The organism is Candidatus Phytoplasma mali, from assembly GCF_000026205.1.
GTDB classification, from domain to species: Bacteria; Bacillota_I; Bacilli_A; order Acholeplasmatales; family Acholeplasmataceae; genus Phytoplasma; species Phytoplasma mali.
The window spans coordinates 388080-412847 of sequence record NC_011047.1; the positions used below are offsets into that span (position 1 = coordinate 388080).

The 24768-nt window shown below is 20.4% G+C and carries 24 protein-coding genes and 2 tRNA genes; 22 read left to right on the plus strand and 4 right to left on the minus strand.

Annotated features, from left to right (window positions below):
• The first annotated feature begins 56 nt into the window (after window positions 1–56).
• The 22 genes from ATP_RS01685 (at window position 57) to ATP_RS01790 (ending at window position 21618) form a co-directional block, all read left to right on the plus strand.
• A tRNA-Arg gene (locus ATP_RS01685) sits at window positions 57–133 on the plus strand.
• A 134-nt stretch (window positions 134–267) separates the two neighbouring features.
• Complete coding sequence (gene rpmF, locus ATP_RS01690; protein WP_012504456.1) at window positions 268–453, plus strand: 50S ribosomal protein L32; 186 nt, start codon at window positions 268–270, stop codon at window positions 451–453.
• A 112-nt stretch (window positions 454–565) separates the two neighbouring features.
• On the plus strand, window positions 566–1207 hold the full coding sequence (locus tag ATP_RS01695) for an energy-coupled thiamine transporter ThiT (RefSeq protein WP_012504457.1): 642 nt from the start codon (window positions 566–568) through the stop codon (window positions 1205–1207).
• A 220-nt stretch (window positions 1208–1427) separates the two neighbouring features.
• Window positions 1428–2027 (plus strand): 30S ribosomal protein S4, encoded by a 600-nt coding sequence (gene rpsD, locus ATP_RS01700; RefSeq protein WP_012504458.1) that lies wholly within the window; start codon window positions 1428–1430, stop codon window positions 2025–2027.
• A 188-nt stretch (window positions 2028–2215) separates the two neighbouring features.
• Window positions 2216–4879, plus strand: a complete 2664-nt coding sequence (gene mgtA, locus ATP_RS01705) for a magnesium-translocating P-type ATPase (protein ID WP_012504459.1) — start codon at window positions 2216–2218, stop codon at window positions 4877–4879.
• 65 nt (window positions 4880–4944) lie between these two features.
• Entirely contained in the window at window positions 4945–5706 is a 762-nt protein-coding gene (locus tag ATP_RS01710; RefSeq protein ID WP_012504460.1) for a diadenylate cyclase, read from the plus strand.
• Between the two features lie 372 nt (window positions 5707–6078).
• On the plus strand, window positions 6079–7155 hold the full coding sequence (gene nusA / locus ATP_RS01715) for a transcription termination factor NusA (RefSeq protein ID WP_012504461.1): 1077 nt from the start codon (window positions 6079–6081) through the stop codon (window positions 7153–7155).
• A gap of 42 nt (window positions 7156–7197) precedes the next feature.
• Window positions 7198–7470, plus strand: coding sequence for a YlxR family protein (locus ATP_RS01720; protein WP_012504462.1), 273 nt, complete (start codon window positions 7198–7200; stop codon window positions 7468–7470).
• 48 nt (window positions 7471–7518) lie between these two features.
• Complete coding sequence (infB, locus tag ATP_RS01725) at window positions 7519–9336, plus strand: translation initiation factor IF-2 (protein WP_231834341.1); 1818 nt, start codon at window positions 7519–7521, stop codon at window positions 9334–9336.
• A gap of 5 nt (window positions 9337–9341) precedes the next feature.
• On the plus strand, window positions 9342–9686 hold the full coding sequence (gene rbfA / locus ATP_RS01730) for a 30S ribosome-binding factor RbfA (protein ID WP_012504464.1): 345 nt from the start codon (window positions 9342–9344) through the stop codon (window positions 9684–9686).
• A 75-nt stretch (window positions 9687–9761) separates the two neighbouring features.
• Window positions 9762–12119 carry a replication restart helicase PriA gene (priA, locus tag ATP_RS01735; RefSeq protein ID WP_012504465.1) on the plus strand — a complete coding sequence of 786 codons (2358 nt, stop codon included), beginning with the start codon at window positions 9762–9764 and terminating at the stop codon, window positions 12117–12119.
• A gap of 97 nt (window positions 12120–12216) precedes the next feature.
• Window positions 12217–12939 (plus strand): PAQR family membrane homeostasis protein TrhA, encoded by a 723-nt coding sequence (gene trhA / locus ATP_RS01740; protein ID WP_012504466.1) that lies wholly within the window; start codon window positions 12217–12219, stop codon window positions 12937–12939.
• 61 nt (window positions 12940–13000) lie between these two features.
• Window positions 13001–14176, plus strand: a complete 1176-nt coding sequence (locus ATP_RS01745; protein WP_012504467.1) for an acetate kinase — start codon at window positions 13001–13003, stop codon at window positions 14174–14176.
• Between the two features lie 342 nt (window positions 14177–14518).
• A tRNA-Ser gene (locus ATP_RS01750) sits at window positions 14519–14609 on the plus strand.
• A 242-nt stretch (window positions 14610–14851) separates the two neighbouring features.
• Window positions 14852–15718 (plus strand): thymidylate synthase, encoded by an 867-nt coding sequence (gene thyA, locus ATP_RS01755; RefSeq protein WP_012504468.1) that lies wholly within the window; start codon window positions 14852–14854, stop codon window positions 15716–15718.
• Window positions 15715–16188, plus strand: coding sequence for a dihydrofolate reductase (locus tag ATP_RS01760; RefSeq protein WP_012504469.1), 474 nt, complete (start codon window positions 15715–15717; stop codon window positions 16186–16188). Before thyA ends, ATP_RS01760 begins: the two co-directional genes overlap by 4 nt.
• Before the next feature lie 44 nt (window positions 16189–16232).
• Window positions 16233–17030: a lysophospholipid acyltransferase family protein gene (locus ATP_RS01765; protein WP_012504470.1), complete on the plus strand. Its 798-nt coding sequence runs from the start codon at window positions 16233–16235 to the stop codon at window positions 17028–17030.
• Between the two features lie 64 nt (window positions 17031–17094).
• The gene (locus ATP_RS01770) at window positions 17095–18483 is read left to right on the plus strand and encodes a TldD/PmbA family protein (protein ID WP_012504471.1); all 1389 of its coding nucleotides are present in this window, start codon (window positions 17095–17097) and stop codon (window positions 18481–18483) included.
• A 5-nt stretch (window positions 18484–18488) separates the two neighbouring features.
• Entirely contained in the window at window positions 18489–19799 is a 1311-nt protein-coding gene (locus ATP_RS01775; protein ID WP_012504472.1) for a TldD/PmbA family protein, read from the plus strand.
• A gap of 63 nt (window positions 19800–19862) precedes the next feature.
• Entirely contained in the window at window positions 19863–20162 is a 300-nt protein-coding gene (trxA, locus tag ATP_RS01780) for a thioredoxin (protein ID WP_012504473.1), read from the plus strand.
• A gap of 50 nt (window positions 20163–20212) precedes the next feature.
• A complete protein-coding gene (truB, locus tag ATP_RS01785; RefSeq protein WP_012504474.1) occupies window positions 20213–21064 on the plus strand; it encodes a tRNA pseudouridine(55) synthase TruB in 852 nt (283 codons plus the stop codon).
• 74 nt (window positions 21065–21138) lie between these two features.
• Window positions 21139–21618, plus strand: coding sequence for a hypothetical protein (locus ATP_RS01790; protein ID WP_012504475.1), 480 nt, complete (start codon window positions 21139–21141; stop codon window positions 21616–21618).
• A gap of 296 nt (window positions 21619–21914) precedes the next feature.
• Here the strand turns inward: ATP_RS01790 and smpB are convergent, their stop codons facing one another.
• From smpB to mscL, 4 genes are all read right to left on the minus strand, one after another.
• Window positions 21915–22370 (minus strand): SsrA-binding protein SmpB, encoded by a 456-nt coding sequence (gene smpB / locus ATP_RS01795; RefSeq protein WP_012504476.1) that lies wholly within the window; start codon window positions 22368–22370, stop codon window positions 21915–21917.
• Between the two features lie 184 nt (window positions 22371–22554).
• Complete coding sequence (locus ATP_RS01800) at window positions 22555–23088, minus strand: inorganic diphosphatase (RefSeq protein WP_012504477.1); 534 nt, start codon at window positions 23086–23088, stop codon at window positions 22555–22557.
• Between the two features lie 99 nt (window positions 23089–23187).
• Window positions 23188–23841: a transporter permease gene (locus ATP_RS01805; RefSeq protein WP_012504478.1), complete on the minus strand. Its 654-nt coding sequence runs from the start codon at window positions 23839–23841 to the stop codon at window positions 23188–23190.
• A 126-nt stretch (window positions 23842–23967) separates the two neighbouring features.
• Window positions 23968–24387, minus strand: coding sequence for a large conductance mechanosensitive channel protein MscL (gene mscL, locus ATP_RS01810; protein ID WP_012504479.1), 420 nt, complete (start codon window positions 24385–24387; stop codon window positions 23968–23970).
• Window positions 24388–24768 lie beyond the last annotated feature (381 nt).

Genomic DNA, 24768 nt, shown 5'->3' on the forward strand with positions numbered 1-24768 from the left:
ATTTTTTTTTTTTTTAAAGTATAATATAGGTTGTTGAATTTCTTAAAATTTTTAGTGTTTGAGTAGCTCAGTTGGATAGAGCAACGGCCTTCTAAGCCGTCGGTCAGGGGTTCGAATCCCTTCTCAAACGCCATTAAGTCATAAATTTTAATAAATTTTGAAGATTAAATTATGATTATTTTAATTTTATTATTTTCATTAACTTATTGTTTAAAAGATATTTTTTTATATTTTATGTGATTAATAAGAACTGAGGAGAAAATTATTATGGCTGTCCCGTTTAGAAGAACTAGTAAAACTGTTAAAAGAAAAAGACGTACACATTATAAACTAAGTGCGCCAAATTTAGTAGTTTGTCCTATAACTAAAAATTTTACTTTGCCACATCGTGTTACTAAAAACAGTGGTTATTATAAAGATAAATTATATTTAGCAAATAAAAAAATTGATTAAAAATTTTATTAATTTTTTTCAGTATATTTTAATTAATTCATTACATAAAATTATAATATTTTATTTTTATTAATATAAAACATTAATCATAAAGAGAGTTAATAAAAAATAAGTGAAATTAAATAATTTACAAAAAACAGCAGCTTCAGCTTCCTTAGTTTCTTTTGCTATTGTTTTAGATATTTTTTGGACTTTAACTTTTTCTTGGAATACAATCGGTAGTGGAACAATATTTAAAATTTCAGTTTTGCCTTTAATTTTAATAGGCTTTATATTTGGTTTTAAGTACGGTTTATTATCTTGTATTTTGTTTAATTTTTATCACTTACAAAAAGCAAGTTTTTTCACATTAAAAGTTTGGTTGGATTTATTTAATATTAATTCCACTTGTTCAATATTTATTTATCTTTTGGATTATACTTTGCCTGATTTATCTTATAGTATTTCTGGATTATTTTATTTACCTGATTTTAACAATAATAATCATTTTAAAAAAATTTGTTTAGCTTTATTTTTAATTTTTTCTTTAAAAGCTATATTTCATATTTTATCTGGTTACCTTTTTTGGATTAATCTTACACTTACTCCTGAAGTAATTAGTAAATTTCCTAATTTTTTTCGAAAATTATTGGATCATAAACATTATTTGATTTTTTCTATTATTTATAATTTTATTCCAACTATAACAACCGGTTTATTAAATGGAGTAATTTTTTATTTTTTGAATAATAAATTTCGATTTAAATTATTTTAAATAATTTTTATATAATTATTATTTATTTTAGATATTCTAAAAAAAATATTATTTTTTTTTTAATTATTTTATTATTATTTACATATTTTTTAATTTTTAATAAAAATTTTATTAAAAATTTTTAATTTATTTTAAATTAAAATATTTTTATTATTTAATATAAATTAATTTAAAAATTTTTAATTTTATTTTTTATAAATTTAAGGAGAAAATACAATTAATGTCTCGTTATACAGGTTCTATTTGGAAAGTTTCACGTCGTTTAAATTATTCTTTATCAGAAACAGGTAAAGAATTAATTAAAAGACCTTATGCACCAGGAATGCATGGTAAAAAAAGAATTAAAGCTAAAGATTATGGTTTACAATTACAAGAAAAACAAAAAGTTCGTTTTACTTATGGTATTTCTGAAAAACAATTTAAAAAAATTTTTAAAGATGCGGGTAAATTAAAAGGCATTCATGGTGAAATGTTTTTGTTTTTATTGGAGTCTCGTTTAGATAATGTTGTTTATCGTTTAGGATTTGCTAAAACTAGACAACAGGCCAGACAATTGGTTAATCATGGCCATATTTTGGTAGATGGTAAAAAGGTAGATATTCCTTCTTATAGTTTAAGAGTTGGGCAAATTATAACTTTGAAAGAAAAATCAAAAGATTTGATTATTGTAAAAGAAGCTTTAGCAAATAAATTAAATCGTGTTGATTATATTTCTTTAAATAAAGAATTAGTTGGGAAATATGTTCGTATTCCTCACAGAGATGAATTATTGCCTAATATTAAAGAACAATTAATAGTTGAGTTTTATAATAGAAAATAAAAAAAATTTATGCACCCCTTTCTTAAGAGGTGTTTTTTTATTATATTTTTATATTAAATTTAAGTTTGTTTATTCAAAATTAAAAAATTTAGTAAAATTAACTTATAAGTTTAAATTTTATTGATTGATTTTGATAAAAAAAATTTTTATATTTTTTTAAGTTATTCATTACTCGGGGGTTTAATTTTATGAAAAAAAAATCAAATAAAAATTCTTCTTTTGATTATGTTAAATATATAAAAGAAATTAGTCAAAAAAATTTAAAAGAAACTTTAAATTATTTTAATTCTGACGAAGAAAATGGAATAATATCAAAACAAGTTATAATTAATCGAAAAATTTACGGTGGAAATGAATTTTTAAAATATCAAAAAATTTCTTATATTCAAAAATTTATAAAATTTTTTTTCAATCCTTTTAATATTATTTTATTATTAATGTTAATTATTTCTTTATTAACTGACGTTATATTTATAAAACCGGATCATTCTAAAGATTTTACAACTATTATTATCATTTTTTTAATATTTTTTTTATCTAATTTTATTTCTCTATTTCAAGAAATGAAATCTTCAAAAATAGTTGAAAAACTAAAGAAATTGGTTCAAACCACTACTAAAGTAAAAAGAGATAATAAAATTCAAAAAATTATTTCAGATGATTTAGTGAGAGGTGATATTGTTTTTTTTACTTCTGGTGATATTATCCCTGCTGATATTAAATTAATTGAGACTAAAAATTTTTTTGTTCAAGAAGCTAGTTTAACAGGCGAAGCTTATTCAGTTCAGAAAGATGCTAAAAATAAAGATATATATGAAAATTTTTTAGAAGATAAAAGATTGATTTTTACGGGGACTAATGTCATTTCTGGTTATGCTAAAGGTATTGTGATTATTACAGGTGAAAATACTTATTTAGGTAATATAAATAAAAATATTGATAAACAAAATAATTTTTCTAATTTTCAAAATGGTATTGCTTCTATTTCTAAATTATTACTTATTTTTATTTTTTTTATGATGCCTTTAATGTTTATAATTAATTATTTTAAAAATCCTAATTCTCCCAGTATAATAATGGAATCTTTATTATTTTCATTGACTATTGCATTTGGATTAACTCCAGAAATGTTACCTTTAATTACTACTACTTCTTTATCTGTTGGATTACTTTTATTATCAAAAAAAAAAGTTTTAGTTAAAAATTTGAGTTCTATTCAAGATTTTGGTGTTATGAATATATTATTTACTGATAAAACAGGCACTTTAACAGAAGGTCATGTTTCATTAGATGGTTATTTTGATTTAAATAATAATTTAAATCAAAATGTTTTAAAAAATGCTTATCTTAATAGTTTTTTTCATTCTGGGGCTAAAAATATTATAGATGATTCTATTATTTCTAAGATTCAAGATTTACAAAAAAATAATTTTATTAAAATTGATTATCATCAAAAATTTCATAAAATCGATGAAATTTCTTTTGATTATACTAGAAGAATGGTTAGTATTATTTTAGAAAATAAAAATAATAAAAAAAAAACAATGATTACTAAAGGAGCTATAGAAGAAATTTTAAATATTTGTGATTATGTTGAATTTAGTAAAAAAAATATTGTTCCTTTAACTCCTGAATATAAAAAAATAATTTATGATAACATTATTGATTATAATAAAAAAGGTTTTAGAGTTGTTGGAGTAGCGAAAAAAAATATTTCTTCTTTTGTTAAATCTTTAAATGATTTTGATGAAACAAAAATGATTTTAATAGGTTTTTTAACTTTTTTTGATTCTATAAAAAAAAGTGCTAAAAAAACAATATCTTCTTTAAAAAAATACGGTGTTGAAGTAAAAATTTTAACAGGCGATAATGATATTTTAACTAAAACAATAGCACAAATGATTAATATTAATAATATTAGTTTGTTATCTGGGACTGAAATAGACAAATTAGATGACGATGAATTATATCAAAAAGCTAAAAAAATAAATATTTTTACAAAATTTTCACCAGAACAAAAAGCAAGAATTATAGATGTTTTTAAAAAAGAAAAAAATATTATTGGTTTTATGGGTGATGGCATTAATGATGTGCCAGCAATGCAAAAAGCTCATTTAGCTATTTCTGTTGATTCTGGAACAGATATTACAAAAGAAGCGGCAGATATTATTATTTTAGGAAATGATTTAAGTATTTTACAAAAAGGAATTATCGAAGGTAGAAAAACTTATACTAATATGTTAAAATATTTAAAATTTACTTTAGCTTCTAATTTTGGTAACGTTTTAAGTGTTTTAACAGCAAGTTTATTTTTAAAATTTATGCCAATAAAAACAATTCAAATTTTATTTTTAAATGTTGTTTATGATTTAACTTGTTTCGCTATTCCTTTTGATAATGTAGATTCTAATTATTTAAAAAAGCCACGTAATTGGGATTTAAAAAACATTAGAAATTTTATGATTTTTTTTGGATTTATTTCTTTTTTATTTGATTTATTGTTTTTTTTCATTTTGCATGGTGAAAGTGAAACTATATTTCAAACTGGATGGTTTATTTTTTCTATGTGGTCGCAAGTTTTTATTATTTATTTATTACGCACAGAAAATATTATTAAAGATATAAAACCATCGTTATTAATGTTTATTTTACCTATAACGGGTGTTTCTGTTGTGACACTTTCACCTTTTATACCTTTTTTATGTGATCCATTAAAATTGAATTCTGAATTTTTTAATAAATTTCAAAATGTGTCTTTTTTATTATCATTTGTATCAATATTAATTTTATATTTTATTATGGTAAAAATAGCTAAAAATATTTTTATTAATAAATATAAATATTTATTATAATTTATATATATTTAGATATAAATTTAATAATTTGTAACCAAAATAAAAAAAAGAAAAGGTATTTTATGGATTTTTTTTTAGAATTTTTAATTTATTTTATCTTATTGATATTATTATTTTTTTTCGCTTTTAAAATTATTTTTAGTAAATATCAAATTTTTAAAATTATTTTTTTAATGTTTTTATGTACTGGTTTAGTTTATTATTTTAAAAAAATTACTAAAAATTTATTATGCGATTTAGACGACTTATTAGGGTTACAAATTTATAATTCATTATTAATTTTTACTTTAATTAGTATTATTATTATAAAGGCACCTTATTTAAGAATTTATTTTAATAATTATTTAAAATTTTGGTCTAAACAGAAAAATATCGTTATGGGAAGTCATACTACTCAAAAAGCTATTTTAGATTCTGTAATTGAAATGTCAAGTAAAAAAATTGGAGCTTTAATTACTATAGAAAAACATAATACTTTAGATATGTTTTCGCAAAAAGCTATTTTAATTAATGGTATGGTTTCAAAAGAATTAATAATGAATATTTTTATTCCTAATACTCCACTTCATGATGGTGGTACTATTATTCGTGGAGATAGAATTTTATGTGCTGGCGCTTATTATACATTATCCGATGATGAACATTTTGAAAAAACCACAGGTTCTAGACACCGTGCTGCTTTAGGCATTAGTGAAACTACTGATAGTATGACTTTAGTGGTTTCTGAAGAAACCGGACGTATTTCTATTGCTTTAGAAGGTATTATGTTAAATATTGATGATAAAAATAAAATCCAAGAATATTTAATTATGTTTATGATTTAATACAGTAGTGGTATTAATTTTATTATCATTTATAAAACGAAATTTATTGTTTTTTATCTATTTATTTTGAAATATTTATATAATCTTTAATTTAATTTTAATGTTTTTATAAATATGTTATAATTATAATATTAAAAAAAAGTTTTTATTTTAATTTTAGGATTTTTTCTTTTGAATTATTTTATTATTTTTAGGTTTTAAAATTAGTTTTTTAATTATAATAGTGATTTTAAATCACTATTTTTAATTTAATATTTATTTTTAATATTGTTGATAGCATAAATTAAAAAATTTTATAAAATCAATAATAAAAAATATTTATTTAATTTTTTATTATGTATAATTATTTTTTTTATAAGGTAGGTATAAATTTTGAATAGTAAAGATTTTTTTAATATTATTAGTGAGTTTGCTGAAGAAAATGAATTAACTAAGGAACAAATAAAAGATGCTTTTACGAAAGCTCTTATTTATGGTTGTAGAAAAGCACATAAGATTAAATCTTGTAAAGTTGATATTAAAGAAGATCGCAATGAAATAAATTTATATAAGCAATATTATATAATTGATCCAGAAGAACAATATTTAAATAATTACAAAGATTATACTCACATTGATTTAGAAGAAGCAAAAAAAATTAAAAAAAGAGTCAAAGTAGGTCAAATTATTAATATTAAGACTAATCCTAAAGATTTTAACCTTTATGCTGTTAAAGATTTTAAAAATAAATTTAAAGAAGAATTAACTAAACAAAAAAGAGAAAATATTTATGATTATTTTAAAAGTTATGAAGGTAAATTGATTAATGCGAAAGTTATTGGTTCTAATAGTAAATTTTATTATCTAGAATTGGAAAAAGAAATGACTACTTTGTTGCCTAAAAAAGAAACTTTAAATAAAGAAATTTTTGCCGAAGGTGATCGTATTAGAGTTTATATAGTTGAAGTTCAAAAAACTACTAAATTACCACGAATTTTTGTAAGTCAAACTCATATTGGTTTAGTGACTAAAATTTTTGAAGATTGGATTCCTGAAATTAATGATGGTACTTTAAAAATTATGATGATTGCTAGAATTCCAGGCGAAAGAACTAAGATAGGGTTATTTTCTAATAATCCTCAAGTCGATCCGATTGGTTCTTGTATTGGTAAAAACGGTAATCGTATTAAGAGTATTATTAAACTTTTACAAGGAGAAAAAATTGATTTGTTTTTATGGAGCGAAAAAAATGAAGAATTAATTTCTAATTCTTTACAACCAGCTAAAATATTTCAAGTAAATATTAAGAATTTAGAAAATAAAAAAGCTTTGGTAATTGTAGAAGATGATCAACTATCTTTAGCAATTGGTAAATTAGGTAAAAATGTGAAATTAGCTGCTCAAGCTACTAAATGGAATATTGATATTAAAACTTTATCTCAATTAAAAAAAATAAAAACAATGACTTAAAAATATTTATGTTATAGATATGTCATAAAATAAGGTAAATTAATGATAAAAAAAAAACTTATTTTAAGAACTTGTATTGCAAGTCGCTGTATTTTACCAAAAGAAAAATTAATAAGAGTTGTAGTTACAAGAGATAAATTAATTTTTATTGATTTTGATCATATACTTTTAGGTAGGGGAGCTTATTTTGTTTTAACTCTTAAAAATGTTTTATTAATTCAAAAAAAAAAGATTTTAGAAAAAAAACTAAAAACTTATATACCTAAAGAAATTTATCAAAAACTTTTAGAAATGGTTCAAACTATCGAAAATTAATTATTGATTTTAATAAAAAAACATTTTATTTATGAAAGGATAAAGCTTGTGAAAAAAATAATACCTCAATCAAAAAATAAAACCAAAAATGATGACTCGAACGTTAAAAAACAAAAAATAAAAAAAAGTTATGTTTTTAATTCAAAACATAATATTCAAGAGATAGCTAAAATATTTGGTATTTCTAGTGCTATCTTAATTAAACAACTTTTAAAAATAGGGATAATAGTTAATATTAATGATACTTTAGATAAAAACATTATTGAATTATTGGGTACTGAGTTTAATGTTGAAATTATTTTTGAAAATTCGGATAATTTAAAAAAAATAATTATGAAAAAAAAAAATATTCCAAAATTAGAAAAAAGACCTCCAATTATTACCATTATGGGCCATGTTAATCATGGGAAAACCACATTATTAGACACAATTAGAAAAACCAGGATAGTTGATAAAGAATTTGGTGGCATTACTCAACACATAGGTGCATATCAAACCAATTATAAAGGAAATTTAATCACTTTCATAGATACTCCAGGTCATGAAATTTTTAATCAAATGAGAGCTAGAGGAGTGCAATTTACAGATATTTGTATTTTAATATTGGCTGTTGATGACGGAGTTAAACCGCAAACTATTGAAGCTTTACAACATGCACAAGCAGCAAAAGTACCTATTATTGTTGCTTTAAATAAAATTGATAAAACTAATAGAATTAATTTGGAACCAATTATGTCTGAACTTTCTAATTATGATTTATTACCTGAAATTTGGGGTGGCAAAACTCCATATGTGGAAATTTCTGCATTAAAAAATAAAGGTATTGATCAATTATTAGAATTAATTTTATTAATTAGCGAAATAGAAAATTATCAAACTGAAATAAAAATTCCTGCTGAAGGTCATGTTTTAGAAAGTAACTTAGCTATATCTAAAGGACCCATAGCTACTTTTATTATTAAAAAAGGAACTTTAAAAGTTGGCGATATTGTTGTTGTTGGTCAAACTTATGGTAAAATTCGTTCTATAGAAAATGACTTAAAACAAAAATTAAAAATAGCTTTACCTTCACAGCCTATTAAAGTTTCAGGTTTAAAAGAAGTTGTGTTAGCGGGAGATTTTTTTATGGTTGTTAAAGATGAAGTTACTGCTAAAAAAATAGTTAATCAAAAAAAAGAACAATATAAAAAAAATTTAGAATCAGAAAATAAAATTTCTGGTTTAGAAAATTTTTTAAGTAATTTAGATACTGCAGAGACCAAATATTTAAATATTATTTTAAAAACAGATTTTCAAGGTAGTTTAGAAGCTATAAAAAGTATTTTAGAAAAAATTTCTTTATCTGATGTTAAAATTAAATTTATAAAAATGGGTGTTGGTGATATTTCTGAAAGTGATATTAATTTAGGTCAATTAAATTCATCTTTAATTATAGGTTTTAATGTAAATTCTAATGTTTTTGTTAGAAGTTTAGCAAAAAATAAAGGTATTAAAATAAATTTATATAATGTTATTTATCGTATTTATGAAGATGTAGAAAAGATAATGAAAAGTTTATTAAAAACTTCTTTGGAAGAAAAAGTTATAGGTCAAGCTGAAGTTAGAAAAATATTTAATATTAGTACAATAGGAACTATTGCTGGTTGTTATGTTATTAGCGGTATGATAACTAATGATTCATTATTAAGAGTAATTAGGAATAAAAAAATTATTCATCAAGGGAAAATAATTTCTTTAAAACATTTAAAAGATAATATTCCAAATTCTAAGAAGGGTCATGAATGTGGTATTTTAGTAGAAAATTTTAGTAATTTTGAAATCAATGATATAATAGAAGCATATAAGTTAGAGAAAGCGGAGAATTAAAATACATGGGATTAACAAATGAAAAATTAGCTAGTTTGATAAAAAAAGAATTAGCGTTAATAATTAATGTATCTATTCGTAATAATAAAATTGGATTTATTAATGTAACTGAAGTTAAGTTAACTAATGATTTATCTTTTGCAAATGTTTATTATGTTATTTTAAATAATCAACCAGAATTTTTATCTTTAGCTGCTGAAATTATAGAGAAAAATAAATCTACAATTAGAATGTTATTGGCAAAAAAAATAAGAAATATAAGAAAAATACCTGAATTAGTATTTATTTATGATACATCTTTAGAATATGGAAATCATATTGATAATATTTTAAAAGGTATTAATAAATAAAAATTTAAATTATAGAATAATTCTTAAATATTTTTATTAATTAAATAAAGGAATAATGGGTGGAATTAGATTTTAATGATTGCTCAAGTTGTTATTGATTTGAAGGCATTTACATTAAGAAACCGACATTTTGATTATATAATACCTGAAAAGTTTCATGGAATGATTCAAAAAGGTATGCGTGTTATAGTTCCTTTTGGTTTAAAAGATAACAAAAGATTAGGATATGTTTGTGATTTAGTTAACTATAGTGATTTTGCTAAAAAAGAGTTATTAGAAGTTTTAGATTTGGAACCTTGCATTGATCCAGAACTTTTTTTATTAGCAGAAGAAATTTTAAAAATTCCTTTTATTTCGAAAGCACTAGTTTATGAGACAGTTATTCCTAAAGGGCTTTTGATAAATTACCAAAAAAAAGTTTTACTTTTTAATAAAAAAGGTATTTCGGAAGAAATAATACAAAAATTTAATAATAAAAATGAATGGTTACTTAATGATTCAGAATATAAAAAATTTGGAGTTGAATTAAATAAATTAGCTTGTAAACTTGATATTTTAAAAATACAAACTTTATTAAAACCTCGTTATTCAGAAAAAAAAGAAACTTTTTATTATTTTAATCCTATTTGTAAAGATTATCATCAAATACAATTAAATCCTAAAGAAAAACATGTTATAGAACAATTTAAAACAACATTAAATATTAAAAAAATAGATTTTTTGAAATTTAGTACTTATGCTGTCATTAATAATTTATTAAAAAAAGGAATTATTTTAAAATATGAAAAAAATTTAAATGATTTTATTTTGCATCATAATTTTTCTTTATCAAAAAATAAAAAAGTAACTTTAAATCAAGAACAAGAAGAAGCTTTAGGACAAATTGATTTAAATAAAAATAAAGTATATTTACTTTATGGTAAAACTGGAACTGGTAAAACAGAAGTTTATTTAAAATTAATTGAGAAAATTTTAAAAAACAAACGTCAAGTTTTAATTTTAGTTCCTGAAATAATTTTGATAGCTCCTTTAGCACAAAGACTTAAATCTAAATTTACTGAAGAAAAAATATCTATTATGCATAGTTTATTGTCGTCAAAAGAAAGATATAATCAATATAAAATGATTAAAAATCAAGAAGCGACAATTATATTAGGTACTAGAAGTGCTATTTTTTCTCCTTTACAATCATTGGGTATTATTATTATCGATGAAGAACACGATGAATCTTTTATACAAAAAGAACAAGTATCTTATGATGTTAAAGAATTAGCTAAAATTAGAACAAAATATCATAATGTACCTTTAATTTTAGGTAGCGCTACTCCTTCTTTAGAAAGTCATTATAATGTTCAACAAAATATATATAAATTATTAACTTTAAATCAAAGAATTTTAGTAAATAATTTTCCTTTAATAAAATTAGTCGACATGAAGAAAGAATTAACAAAAGGTAACTTAGAACCTTTTTCTTTTGAATTAAAAAAAAAATTAAACGAAACATTAAAAAAAAATGAGCAAGCAATTATTTTTATTAATACTAAAGGTTATGCACCTTTTTTATTGTGTCGTTTTTGTGGTTATGTTCCTAAATGTATTGAATGTAATATTAGTCTTACTTTTTATAAAAAAAAAAATCTTTTAAAATGCAATCATTGTGGATTTAGTTTAAAATTTAAATTAATTTGTCCTAAATGTAATCAAAAAAAAATTAAAACTTTTGGAATAGGAATTGAATATTTAGAAAATTATTTAAAACAAAACTTTCCCACAATAACAATTAAAAGATCAGATGCAGATACTATTACTAAAATTAGTCAATATGAAAATATTTGGAATGAATTTAATCAAAATAAATATCAAATTTTATTAGGAACACAAATTATTTCTAAAGGTTTAGATTTTTCCAATGTTACTCTTGTTGGAATCATTGCGGCAGATAGTTTATTAAAAATACCTGATTTTAAAGCTTCTGAAAAAACTTTTCAGTTGTTAATGCAAACATCAGGACGCGCCGGAAGAGCTAAACAAGGCACAGTAATTATTCAAAGTTATGATATTGATAATTATGTTATTAAATCAGTTGCTAGTTATCAAGAAAAATATGTTGTTCAAAAACTTTTAGATGAAAGAAAAATATCTCAATTACCTCCATTTAATTATGTTAGTAAAATTTTAATTTGTCATGAATCATACTTGCAGGTTTTTTCAATATCTAAAAATATTAAATATATTTTAGAACAAAAATATAACAAAAAAGAAATGATAATATTAGGACCTATTTTATCTTTAATATCCAAAAAAAATAATAAATATAGAATATTATTAACATTAAAATATTCAAAATGGCCTTTAAATTTAGATTTTATTTTAAAAGATAACATTTTAAAAAATGCTGATATTTTTTTTGATAGATTTGCTCATTTATTTTAAATTTATGGTTTAATTATTTATATTATTAATTTTTAATTTTAAGTATATTTAGTAATTTTTTTTAAGTATTTTTATATTTTTTAAGAGAGAATTTTTTATGACTAAGAGAAAAAAAGAAAATAGTTCACAAACATTAGGAGAAGAAATAGCTAATTCTATTTCGCACGGTTTAATGGTTCCTTTCGGAATTATTATGTTAATTTTAATTTCATCTTATATTTATTATATATGGCCCAAATTAACTGAAATCCCTTTTTTTAATAAAGTTTTTTCTATATTTTACCCCTTTTCTATAATTTTTCTTTATTTAACTAGTACTTTATATCATTCTTTAAGTTTTACAAAGGCAAAAAAAATATTTAAAAAATTTGATCATATTGGTATTTATTTATTAATCTTTGGAACTTTTACTCCTTTTTTACTTTTATCATCGGAATTAAATAAGCCATTGTTTTCTGAATATATTATTACTAAAGGATTATTTTTTTTTGTTTTTCAATTTATTATCACAATAATTGGAATTATATTAAAATGGTTTTGGATTTATAAATGGAATAAAATACATATTTGTTTATTTCTTTTATTAGGTTGGAGTTCTTTATTTATTTTTCCATACTTGTATAAAACAGGTAATGATGATTATAATTTAGTTTTTTATCTTTTGTTATCTGGTGGATTTTTTTATAGTTCGGGAGTTTATTTCTATATTAAAGATTATAAAAAATATTATCATTTTATTTGGCATTTATTTGTTTTATCAGGGACTATTTGTCATTTTATTGCTATTATGTTTTTTTTACATTTTATATCGAAATCTTAGAATACTAAATTATAATTTATAGTAATAATACATACATATCACAGGAGAAATGTTTAATTATATGAAAATTATATCAGTAAACGCCGGAAGTTCTTCTTTAAAATTTAAATTATTCGATATGCCGAAAGAAGAATTGATTTTTTCTGGCTTGATTGAAAAAATAGGTGATCAAAAATCTATTTTTAGTTTAAGTTATGGAAATACTAAAAAAGAAACAATCATGCCAGTTTTAAATCATCAACAAGCAGTAAAATTATTATTAGATTCTTTACAAATTAATAAAATTATTGATAATTTAGAAGAAATTAAAGGAGTAGGACATAGAATTGTACAAGGCGGAGAATTATTTAAAGATTCTGTTGTTTTAACTGAAGAAAATATTTTAAAAATTGAAAGTTTAAATGATTTAGCTCCTTTACATAATTATGCTAATGTTTTAGGAATAAAGGCTTTTGAAAAAAATATACCTAATATTTTTCAAGTGGGTGTTTTTGATACTACCTTTCATCAAACTATAAAACAAGAAAATTTTTCTTACGCTATTCCTTATGAATGGTATCAAAAATATAAAATTAGAAAATATGGATTTCACGGTATTTCTTATAAATATGTTTCCAATAGAACTTCAGAAATATTAGCCAATAAAGATTCAAAAATTATTGTTTGTCATGCTGGTAACGGCGTTTCTTTATGTGCTATTGAAGGTAATAATTCTGTAGATACTTCTATGGGATTCACGCCACTCGAGGGTGTACCGATGGGTACAAGAAGTGGTAACATTGATCCTACTATTATTGAATTTATATCTTATAAAGAAAATAAAAGTATTAAAGAAATTATGAATATTTTGAATAAGAAATCAGGTTTTTTAGGAGTTTCAGGTGTTTCTAATGATGCTAGAGATATTGAAATTTCTTTACAAAATGGAAACAAAAGATCTTTATTAGCGCATGATGTTCAAATTAAAAGAATATGCGATTATATTGGTAGTTATTATTTTTTACTAAAAGGGATAGATGCTTTAGTTTTTACTGCTGGTATGGGTGAAAATTCTTCATTATTTAGAAAAAAAATTATTCAACGTTTATCATTTTTAGGAGTTTTTTTAGATGATGAATTTAATAATTCCAAAGGTGAAAGAATTATTAGTACTTCAAATTCTTTTTTTAAAGTTTTAGTTATACCTACAAATGAAGAAATTGAAATTGTTAGAGAAGTTTGTAAAATTAAAAATTAAATTTTTATTATCAGATAACAATATTATATTTTTTATTGATAAAATTATTTATTATTTTATTTAATTATTTAATTAAATAGAATATATTTTTATTAATTTTATCAATAAAATTTTAATTCTTTTTTTAAAGTTTTAGTTATACCTACAAATGAAGAAATTGAAATTGTTAGAGAAGTTTGTAAAATTAAAAATTAAATTTTTATTATCAGATAACAATATTATATTTTTTATTGATAAAATTATTTATTATTTTATTTAATTATTTAATTAAATAGAATATATTTTTATTAATTTTATCAATAAAATTTTAATTATTACATTTTTTTATTTTATTTATTGGATGGAGGAATACTCAAGGGGCTTAAGAGGTACGCTTGGAAAGCGTATAGATCTTTAAAAAGATGCAAGGGTTCGAATCCCTTTTCCTCCGCCATTATTAATTAAATAAAAATAACTCATTATTTTTTAAACTATTTAATAATTTTGGTTTATTTTTATTTAATTAATTTTTTTGAAATTAATATATTTATTTGTTAAAATTTATTATTAGTAATCATTTATTTCAATTTGAATATATTTTTTACAAAATATTTTATACATTTATTAATAATTTTGATTATTTTTTAACTAAAAATTAAAATTTTATTATATTTATTGATAGGAGTTTAAATTATTATGCAAGCTTATTTAAATTTATGTCGAGATATTTTAAATTATGGGAAAAAAAAAATAGATCGTACAAAAACAGGAACTAGAAGTATTTTTGGTTATCAAATGCGTTTTAATTTAGAAAAAGGATTTCCTTTATTGACTACTAAAAAAATGAATTTTAAAGCTATTATACATGAATTATTATGGTTTATTAAAGGTGATACTAATATTCGTTATTTGGTACAAAATAATGTTAATATCTGGAATGAATGGCCTTATCAAAAATATTGTAATTCTAACTTTTTTCAAAATTTAACATTACAAGAATTTATTGATAAGATTATAATAGATGAAAAGTTTGCTAAAATTCACGGAGATTTAGGTCCTATTTATGGTCATCAATGGAGAAATTTTCAAGGCATTGATCAATTAACTGATTTAATTTCAGAAATTAAAAAAAATCCTCATTCAAGACGTTTAATTTTAACTGCTTGGGATCCTACTGTAATTAAAGATATGTTATTACCACCTTGTCATGTTATGATACAGTGTTATGTTGAAAAAAATAAAATCTCTATGCAACTTTATCAAAGAAGTGGAGATGTTTTTTTAGGTATACCATTTAATATTGCTTCTTATTCTTTGTTATTAATTATAATTGCTCAATGTACAGGTTTAAAACCTTTTGAATTTATTCATACTATAGGTGACGCTCATATTTATAATAACCATATAGAACAAATTCAAAAACAAATAAAAAGAATTCCTAAAAAGTTACCAATTATGACTTTAAATCCTCACATAATCGACATTAACCAATTTACATTTAATGACTTTAATTTAGAAAAATATGAATCTTATGGTATTTTGAAAGGGGTTGTTGCTGTATGATTAGTTTAATTACTGCTTTAGATCCTAATTTTTTGATTGGCAATTGTAATATGCTTCCTTGGCATTATCCCCAAGATTTAAAATTTTTTAAAAAAATGACTAATAATAAAAATGTTTTGATGGGTTATTGTACTTATAAATCTTTAAAAAAATATTATAAAAATAAAAATTTTTTATTTCAAAAAACTTATGTTGCAAGTTTTGATCAGTCATTACAATTACCTGATGCAATTGTTATAAATAATTTGTTTAATTTTTTAAAAAATATTCAAGATGAAATAATTATAATTGGCGGAAGTCAAATTTATAAACAAACGTTACCTTATATAAATATACTTTATGTTACTCATATTTTAACAAGATTTCAAGGAGATTCATTTTTTCCTTTTGTTAATCTAAAAAAATATAAAATTGTATCTAAAAAAATTTATCCCGAATTAATTTTTGTTGAGTATCATAAAATTAGTTAAATTAGTTTGTGTTATTTTAAAGAAAAAGGTTATTCAAACAAAAAATGTTTAATTTAATTTTTTTATTTATTTTTTTTATTAATTGGGGATTTTTAATTTATCAATTTGATCATTGTCATTACTTTTATTATGTATTTGTTTTTTCTTTATTCCCTATATTATCTTTTTTAATATCTTTAATTTTTATTTTTTTACTTTGTTTACTTTGTATGATAATTATGAAAAATTTAAGAGTAAATCATATTTTTAAGTATATAGTTACCCGTCATATATCTATTTTTTTATTAAGATTATTAAGAGTTAAAATAGTTTTTAAAAATTATGATTTAATACCTTCAAAAGAAAATTTAATTATTTATGCAAATCATAAATCATGGTTTGATGCATTTATTATTTTAAGTGTGATTCCGAGATGTTTAGCTTTTACTCCTAAAGATACTTTATATAAATATTCATTGATAAATTATTGTTTTAATTCTTTCGATTGTATTCAGATATTTAGAAAAAATAATCGTGAAACATTTAAAAATTTAATCAAGGGCATTGAAAATATAAAAAAAGGGTTAGCCATTGTTATTTTTCCTGAAGGAGGCATCAAAGATATTAAAAATGAAAAAGCTGTAGAATTTTTACCTGGTGCTTTTAAAATCGCTTTTAAAAGTGAGGCTATTATTTTACCTTTGAGTATTAAAGGTTCTATAAATATTAAAAATTTTTTTTTTCTTAAAAGAAAAATTGTTGAGGTTCATTGTCATAAAACTATTAATTTTCAAGATTATAAACTTCAAAATACAAAACAAATATCAGAAAAAACACGAGAAATAATTAATTCTATTTTTTAATATTGTTATTTTAAGTTAATTTTTTTAAAATATTATATTTTTTGAAAGGGAAAAAAGCTATTAAATGTTAAATAAAAAAGAAATTCAAACTATTTTAAATCAATCTTTAGAAACAGGTGCCGATTTTGCTGAACTTTTTTTCGAAGACACACATACTAATAGTTTAGAGATTATAGGTCAAGAAGTCACTAATTGTAGTAGTAAAAATATTTTTGGTGTGGGTATTAGATTATTAAAAGGAATTGACGAAGTTTATTGTTATACTAATGATATTAGTTTTTCTAATATTTTGGATTTAGTTAAAAATTTGAAATTAAATTTTTCAGGTCCCCCACATAACGTAATTCCTTTAACGGAACCAGAAAAATTACTTAATAATATTAAAATACCATATTCCAATATGACTAAATTAGAAAAATCAAAAAAAATGCTTAATTTATCTAAAATTATGAAAGATTATGATGTTAAAATTATTCAAACTCGTGTAAATTTTTCAGAAAAAGAACAAAAAGTTTTGATAGCCAATACAAAAGGAGTTTATCAAAATGATATTAGGAATTATATTAATTGTAGTTTGATTTCTGTTGCTAAAAAAGATAACCAAATAAAAGATAATTATGATGTAGTAGGAAAATCTGTCGGTTTAGAATTTTTCGAAATGTTTGATTTAGTTAAAATAGCTAAAAATGTATCAAAAACAGCAATTATTTTACTAGATGCTAAAGAGATAAAACCACAAAAAATGTCTGTTGTAATTAATAATGGTTTTGGTGGTGTAATTTTTCACGAAGCTTGCGGACATCCTTTAGAAGCATCATCGGTTGCTAAGGGTTTTTCTCCTTTTGCTGGAAAGATTAATCAAAAAATTGCGTCTGAATTGGTAACAGCCTATGATGATGGTAATATTAAAAATTCTTGGGGTAGTTTAAATTATGATGATGAAGGAAAAAAAACTCAAAAAAATTTATTAATTAAAGATGGTATTTTAAAAAATTATTTAGTTGATTTACGTAATGGTAGGGAAATGAATATGGAATCAACTGGTTCTTCACGAAGAGAATCATATAAGTTTTCTCCTACTTCTAGAATGAATTCTACTTATATTGAATCAGGCAAAGACACTCCTCAACAAATTATTCAAGATACAAAGTATGGTTTGTATGCTAAAAGTTTAGGTGGTGGCACAGTTGTTCCTTTAACTGGAGAATTTAATTTTGTAGTTAGAGAAGGGTATTTAATTGAAAATGGTAAATTGACTTTTCCTGTCAAAGGAGTCATGTTAATTGGTTATGGGCATGAAATTTTACATAAAATTGATCGAGTTGCGAATGATTTAAAATTATCACAAGGTTCTTGTGGCGCTGGTTCGGGTTATGTTCCAGTAGATGTAGGACAACCAACTATTAGGGTGAAAGAAATAATTGTTGGCGGTACAGAAAAGGAAAATTGTTAATAAAAATGTATCAAAAATGGATTGAAAAAGGAATATCTAAAGGATTTTCTGATTTAGAAATATTTATTAATAAAAATAAAAAATTAAATATTTCTTTAGAAAATGCAAAAATTGATAACTATACTGAAAGTAAGATAATTTCTGTTTCTTTAAAAGGCATTTATAAAAATAAAATATCTCAAGTTTATTTTGAAAATTTAAGTGATGATAATTTTGAAAAAATGTTAGATGTTTTAAAAAATAATATATCTGTTATAGATACCAAAGAACCGGCTATAATTTTTGAAGGTTCTGAAAAATACCCCAATATAATAGAAAATAATTTTGATTTTTCTAAAGTTGATTTAGAAATGAAAATTAATTTATTAAAAAATTTAGAAAAAATTATTTCTAAAAGCCCTTTTTATAAAAAAATTGAAAAAAATAGTTATCAAGAAGTATTTCATCAAAAAATATTAATTAATTCTAAAGGAGTTAATTTACAAAGCAATAATAGTTTTGCTTATATTTATACATCTGCTATTTTTACAAAAAATAAAGATGTTCAAAGTTATGGAAAAGTTCAACTGGTTAAAAATTTTCTTGAATTTGATTTTGAAAAACACGCTAAAAAAATTATTCATTATGGTGAAAAAAAACTTTGTGGAAAATCTTTGAAATCTAATGTTTATCCAACTGTTTTTTCTAATGAAATGTTCGCAGAACTTTTGCAAAGTTTTAGTGGTATATTTAATGCAGAAAATGCTTATAGAAATTTAACTCAATTAAAAGATAAATTGAATGAAGTTATTGCTTCTCCTAAAATTAATATTATTGATGATCCGCTATCTGATTTTACTTATTTTAAAGAAAAATTTGATGATGAAGGCGTTGCTTGTTATAAAAAAATTATTGTTCAAAAAGGGGTTTTTAAATTATTTGTTAATAATTTAAAAACTGCTAAAATATTTAATAATAAACCAACAGGTAATGGTTTTGGCAATGGAATTTCTATGACTAATTTTTATTTAGAAAAAGGTGAAAAAACTTTAAAAGAAATGATTTATCCTATTGAAAATGGAATTTATATTACTGATTTAGTAGGTTTACATACTGGTGTGGAGATGATAAGTGGTGATTTTAGTTTACAAGCTAGTGGTTTTAAAATTGAACAAGGGGAAATTACTACTCCAATTAAAATGATTGTTATTTCAGGTAATTTTTTTGATATTTTAAAAAATTTAAAAGATATTGGTAATGATTTTAAATTACAATTATCTGGATTTGGTAGTGCTAGTGTTTATGTTGGTGATTTAACTATTGGTGGAGATGAATAATAATAATTAAAAATTTTAAAAAAATATTATTTTAATTAAAAAATAATTTTAGAAAGTGAAAATATGTACAATTATAATGGAATAAATTATCAAACTTTAATTAATCAAAAAGAATTAGTTTTGGTAGATTTTTTTGCTGAATGGTGTGGTCCTTGTCAAAAGTTAATGCCAATTTTAGAAAAAGTTTCTCAAATTGAGAAAGATATTTTTTTTTGTAAAGTGAATGTGGATAATTATCGCTCTTTGGTTTTAGAAAATAAAGTTATGAGTTTTCCTACTTTGATTTTATATCAAAAAGGTAAAGAAATTAAGAGACAAATTGGTTATTGTTCACAAAATGAATTGATAAAGTTTTTAACTTAAAAAATATTTTTATATTTAATTATAAATTTTTTTTAAAAAGGAATTAATAAATGGAAGGATTTTTTTTAGTTTATAAAAATAAATTTGTTACATCTCATGATGTTGTTAAACAAATTAAAAAAAAATTTAATTTTTTAAAAGTTGGCCATTCTGGTACTTTAGATCCTTTAGCTGAAGGCCTTTTAATTGTTTTTATTAATAAAGCTACTAAATTAGCTTTTTTATTTGAAAATTTAGACAAAAAATATGAAGGTACTTTTGTTTTTAATCAAAAATATGATACTTTGGATATTTTTGGTAAATTGATTGATGTAAAAAATGATATTATTTCTGATGAACAAGTGCAAAGATCTTTTGAGAAATTTCATAAAAAAAAATACTTACAAAAACCACCAATGCATTCATCTATAAAAATTGAAGGTCAAAAAATGTATAATTTGGCTAGAAAAAATATTATAGTAGAAATTCCTAAAAGAGAAGTTATAATTCATAGTTTGTTAAAGACTTCATTAGTTTATGATAATCAAGTGGATTTTTTAACTCACGTTTCTAAAGGTACTTATGTTAGAAGTTTGGCTGCTGATATAGCTTTAGATATGAATACTTATGGAGCTTTAAAAAAATTAAAAAGAATATCGATTGGTAATTATTTGTTAAATGATGCAAAAACTGTAGAACAAATTAGTTTAAAAGATTTAATTATGGTTGAAACATTGTTTTCTAATTATGATGAATTAATTTTAAATGATTATTTAATTAAATTAGTTAAAAATGGAATTTATTTAGATCAAAGACAAATTATCACTAATAAACCTTTTATTGTTAAAAATAATAAAAATAAATGGATTGCTTATTATGAGAAAATTGTTAAAAATACATATGCTCCTAAATATTTTTTTTGATAAACATAAATTTGTTAAAAATAATGATTTATAAAATAAATCAATTATCAAAAAAATAGAAAGTTAATTTCATTATGAGATATCAAATCAAATATAATAAAAATAAAAAAATTTTAATATCTTTTATTTTTATATTTTTTTTATATTTAATTTTTAAAAATCAATTATTATTAAAAATATATAATGATTTTAACAAATTTAAAAAAGAAATAAAAAATAATGAATTCATTAAGTATGAAAAACAAGAATTAAGTAAAAAAAAATTTATTTTAAATATTTTTATTTATAAAAATAAAATGTTAAAATTAAAAATTCGAAAATTTAAGAAAAAAATACAAAATTTATTTAAAAAAAATAAAAAATTAAATTATATTTTAAACTTAAAAGATGAAATAATAAAAAAATTAGATAAAAATTTTAAATTTTTTCAAATAAATGCAAATAAATTTATAGAATTATCGAAAGAACAATTAAAAGAAATTAGTTATTTAAAAAAAAATATAAAAGAAAAAGAAAAAATTATAGATTTATATATAAGATTTAATAACCTCTAGTTTTAATTGCTAAATAAAAATAAAAAAATATTTTAAAAAAAACTAAATTGTTTATTAAAAAATAAACAGTTTAGTTTTTTTTATTTTCTAAAATAGCAATATACTTATTGTTTTATTAGAGTGAAAAAAGAGAGCGATGTCTAATTTTTTTATAGACAAAAAATTATTAAATTATAGTTTTTATATATATATATATATATATATATATATTTAAAAACCCAATTTTTTTTAAAATTGACACATTTGATAATTTTTTAAATTATAATTTTAAAATTTAAAATATTTTGAATTTTTATTTAAATTAATGGATAATTTTTTTTAAGATCTAATTTAATAGTTTTTTCTTTTAAATCATTTCTTTTATCATATTTTTTTTTCCCTTTTGCTAAGGCAATTTCTAATTTTGCTAAATGTTTATCTAAATAAAGTTTTACTGGAATAGTTGTTAAAGATTGAATTTTCATTTTATTTTTTATTTGTATAATTTCTTTTTTATTAAGTAAAAGTTTTTTTTCTCTTTTTTCCTGAAAAAATAAATCACAACTTAATTTATATTTATCGATTAACATATTCATTATAAAAATTTCATTATTTTTAATAAAAATATGTGCATTTTGTATATTAACTTTTCCTAATCTAATTGATTTAATTTCACAACCTAACAATTTAATACCTGCATAATATTTTTTTTCTAAAAAATAATCATATTCTGCTTTTTTGTTAACAGTAATTATTTTAAAATTTTTTTTCATAATTTATTAATACTTTCGTTTAATAATTATATTTTTTAATAATTTATTTTGTAAAATTTTCAATATTTTTAAATTTATTATATTATGAATATTTTAGAATTTATATCAAATATATAAATTTTTTTTATTATTATTAATATTTTTTTAAACGCTGTTAATTTATTTAAAAAATATATTATTGATTTTAATTATTATTTATTTTTTTTGCGTAATTTTTTAAATGTTTGTCAATAATTTCTATTGCTTCTTTTTTTCCTTTTATGTTTTCTATGAAACATTTTTTATTTTCTAATGTTTTATAGTTTTCAAAAAAATGTTTAATTTCTGATAATAAATTTTTTGGTATTTCTTCAATATTTTTATAATTGGACGTAATTGGGTCTTTAGTTGGAACAGCTATTATTTTTTCATCTAATTCATTATTATCAATCATTTTTATAATTCCTATTGGCAAGCATTCCACTAAAACCATTGGTTCTAAGGGTTCTTGTGTTAGAACTAACACATCTAAAGGATCATTATCTTCACAATGAGTTAGAGGTATAAAGCCATAATTAGCTGGATAACGAAATGCCGTATTTAAAAAACGATCTAATATTAACATTCCTGTTTCTTTATCTATTTCATATTTTTTTTTACTACCTTGTGGTATTTCAATCACAGCTATAAATTTATTTTTAGTAATTTTTTTAGGATTGAAATTTTTTATTAAATTCATTTTTATTTTCCTTTTTTTATAAATATATTTACTATTTTTGTATATATTAATAAATAATTAAATAATAAATAGATTATTTTTATTTTTATATTTTAAATTTTAAATATTTTTATTTATTTTGATTTTTTGGGATAAATAATTCCCTATTAAATATATTATTTGAATAGTTAAAACAATAACAATGAAACAAATCAAAACATTAAAACCTTGGTCATTTTTATATTGTTCATAAGCTATAACTCCTAATCCCAGACCACCTTCATTATTTCCACCAAAAGAACCACCTGCAATTGTTGAATAACAAATTCCTGTTATAAATAAAGAAGTTATTTGAATTGTTAATTCACTTATGAAGTTTTTATTTTTTATTATTTTTTTTAAACAAAAAATATAATTTTTTGTATTTTTAATAAACATTTTTTCTATTTTTTTAGCAAAAACTAAAGTTAAATATGAAGTTAAAATAAAACAAGCACATATAAACCCTCCTTTTTCATTATTTTTGGAAAAAAGTTCAAAAATCAAAACAGTAAAAAGAGAAAAAAATATAAAAGGTAAGTGAGTAAATATATTAATTATTTTATTAATAGTTGAATAAAAAATTTTTTTTATTATTTTATCATTTTTACGTGTTTTATATAAAGAAATTCCTAATAAAAAACCTAATAAAGCACCCATAAAACAAGATATAAAAGATAATTCTAAAGTTTCTTTTAATTTTGACATTAATTTTATTAAGAAGACAACATCCATTACTTTTGTTATTCCTTTAACTTTAATTTTTTATATATATTTATAAATATTAAAACAGGATTATTTTAAAATTCACATATTTTTAAAAATTATTAAAAAAAAAAATATAAAATTATTATTTTTCTATTAATTTTTTTTTTTTAAAATTTCTTTAATTTCTTTTATTAAAATGATTTGTTCTTTAGTTAAACTTTCTATATTAACTTTTTCTGAATTTAAATTTTGTCTAAAAACAATAATAAGAATTATGTAAATAAAAAAAGACATTATTAAAAATTCAAAAACTGTTTTTAAAAATTTACCATAATATATGTATATATTACTGTTTGAGGTTATACGAAAACGCAAATCTGAAAAATCATTTTTATCACTACTGAATAATAGATTCATGAAAGGCATAATAATATCAGAAGATAAAGAATTTACTATTTTAGAAAATAATTGACTTATCACAAAAGCAATTGATAAATTTAAAACATTGCCCTTATTAATAAATTTTTTAAATCCTTTGGTAAAGTTATTATTTAAGATTTTATTAATATTCATATATGTTAACCTCCCTTTTTTAAAACTATTTATAGTGTAATTTTAACATAAAAAAAATATTTTTTATTAGAAAATAATTTAAAGAAATTTTTTTATAAATTATATATAATTATATTATAATATAATTAAATTTATTAATTTATATATTTAATTTTTTGAAACATTTTTATTTAGTAAATTTTTTTATTAATAATAATATCTTATTTTGATATTAATTGACATTTTTATACTAATTTAATATAATTTAATGAAATAGTGATAATTATAAAATTTTATAATAACTAATTAATAAAGATGATTTTTTAAATTTTATCAAAATTAAAATTTTTTTAAATAAATTACAGATAGATGAAGGTATTTTTATATTATGGAAAAAAATAA

What these genes read in the sequence shown, in the direction of transcription:
- rpsD (WP_012504458.1), top strand. Translation starts at nt 1,428, where the DNA reads ATGTCTCGTTATACAGGTTCTATTTGGAAAGTTTCACGTCGTTTAAAT.
- smpB (WP_012504476.1), bottom strand. Translation starts at nt 22,370, where the DNA reads ATGAAAAAAAATTTTAAAATAATTACTGTTAACAAAAAAGCAGAATAT.
- ATP_RS01765 (WP_012504470.1), top strand. Translation starts at nt 16,233, where the DNA reads ATGTTTAATTTAATTTTTTTATTTATTTTTTTTATTAATTGGGGATTT.
- truB (WP_012504474.1), top strand. Translation starts at nt 20,213, where the DNA reads ATGGAAGGATTTTTTTTAGTTTATAAAAATAAATTTGTTACATCTCAT.
- ATP_RS01710 (WP_012504460.1), top strand. Translation starts at nt 4,945, where the DNA reads ATGGATTTTTTTTTAGAATTTTTAATTTATTTTATCTTATTGATATTA.
- ATP_RS01775 (WP_012504472.1), top strand. Translation starts at nt 18,489, where the DNA reads ATGTATCAAAAATGGATTGAAAAAGGAATATCTAAAGGATTTTCTGAT.
- ATP_RS01805 (WP_012504478.1), bottom strand. Translation starts at nt 23,841, where the DNA reads ATGGATGTTGTCTTCTTAATAAAATTAATGTCAAAATTAAAAGAAACT.
- ATP_RS01720 (WP_012504462.1), top strand. Translation starts at nt 7,198, where the DNA reads ATGATAAAAAAAAAACTTATTTTAAGAACTTGTATTGCAAGTCGCTGT.
- ATP_RS01745 (WP_012504467.1), top strand. Translation starts at nt 13,001, where the DNA reads ATGAAAATTATATCAGTAAACGCCGGAAGTTCTTCTTTAAAATTTAAA.
- trxA (WP_012504473.1), top strand. Translation starts at nt 19,863, where the DNA reads ATGTACAATTATAATGGAATAAATTATCAAACTTTAATTAATCAAAAA.
- rbfA (WP_012504464.1), top strand. Translation starts at nt 9,342, where the DNA reads ATGGGATTAACAAATGAAAAATTAGCTAGTTTGATAAAAAAAGAATTA.
- ATP_RS01800 (WP_012504477.1), bottom strand. Translation starts at nt 23,088, where the DNA reads ATGAATTTAATAAAAAATTTCAATCCTAAAAAAATTACTAAAAATAAA.
- priA (WP_012504465.1), top strand. Translation starts at nt 9,762, where the DNA reads ATGATTGCTCAAGTTGTTATTGATTTGAAGGCATTTACATTAAGAAAC.
- ATP_RS01760 (WP_012504469.1), top strand. Translation starts at nt 15,715, where the DNA reads ATGATTAGTTTAATTACTGCTTTAGATCCTAATTTTTTGATTGGCAAT.
- ATP_RS01790 (WP_012504475.1), top strand. Translation starts at nt 21,139, where the DNA reads ATGAGATATCAAATCAAATATAATAAAAATAAAAAAATTTTAATATCT.
- mgtA (WP_012504459.1), top strand. Translation starts at nt 2,216, where the DNA reads ATGAAAAAAAAATCAAATAAAAATTCTTCTTTTGATTATGTTAAATAT.
- thyA (WP_012504468.1), top strand. Translation starts at nt 14,852, where the DNA reads ATGCAAGCTTATTTAAATTTATGTCGAGATATTTTAAATTATGGGAAA.
- rpmF (WP_012504456.1), top strand. Translation starts at nt 268, where the DNA reads ATGGCTGTCCCGTTTAGAAGAACTAGTAAAACTGTTAAAAGAAAAAGA.
- mscL (WP_012504479.1), bottom strand. Translation starts at nt 24,387, where the DNA reads ATGAATATTAATAAAATCTTAAATAATAACTTTACCAAAGGATTTAAA.
- ATP_RS01770 (WP_012504471.1), top strand. Translation starts at nt 17,095, where the DNA reads ATGTTAAATAAAAAAGAAATTCAAACTATTTTAAATCAATCTTTAGAA.
- trhA (WP_012504466.1), top strand. Translation starts at nt 12,217, where the DNA reads ATGACTAAGAGAAAAAAAGAAAATAGTTCACAAACATTAGGAGAAGAA.